General features: G+C 80.2%; 1 pseudogene. It reads right to left on the reverse strand.

The window, feature by feature from the left end:
• A pseudogene (locus tag CCN44_RS41870) lies at nt 1-509 on the reverse strand (SAV_2336 N-terminal domain-related protein); the annotation flags it as partial.

The raw sequence follows: 509 nt of genomic DNA on the forward strand, positions 1-509 counted from the left end.
CGGCCGCGCCGGGCCGCCCCATCAGCGCCAGCACCGCGCCGCAGCCGTGCCGGGCGCGGGCGGCGGTCACCGAGCCGGGGTCGCCGCCGTGGGCCGCGGCCGCCTCCCGCTCGGCGTTCTCGTAGGCCTGGAGCGCCTCCATCAGCACCGGCGCGCCCGCGTGGTACCAGCCCTCCAGCCGCACCCGGCCCAGCTGGAGCCACACCTCGGCCCGGACGGCCGCGTCGGTCGCCGCGCGGACCGCCTGGCCGAGCAGGTGCCGGCTCTCGAACAGGTCGGGCAGGAAACCGAGGTGGCGGAAGCGCTGGGCGAGCGCGCTGCCGACCAGGCCCTGGAGCCGGCCGCGGTGCGCGGACCGGGCGGGCAGCGACTTCAGGGCCTCGCGCAGCACGTACTCGGCCCGGTCCACCACGCCGGCTCCGTCGCCGGAGGAGGCGCGCCGGAGCAGCGACTCGCCCCAGGCGGTGAGGAGCCGGACGCGCTCGGGGCCGTCGGCGGGGGCGAGCAGC

It is taken from the genome of Streptomyces tricolor (assembly GCF_002155905.1).
Classification (GTDB): Bacteria; Actinomycetota; Actinomycetes; order Streptomycetales; family Streptomycetaceae; genus Streptomyces; species Streptomyces tricolor.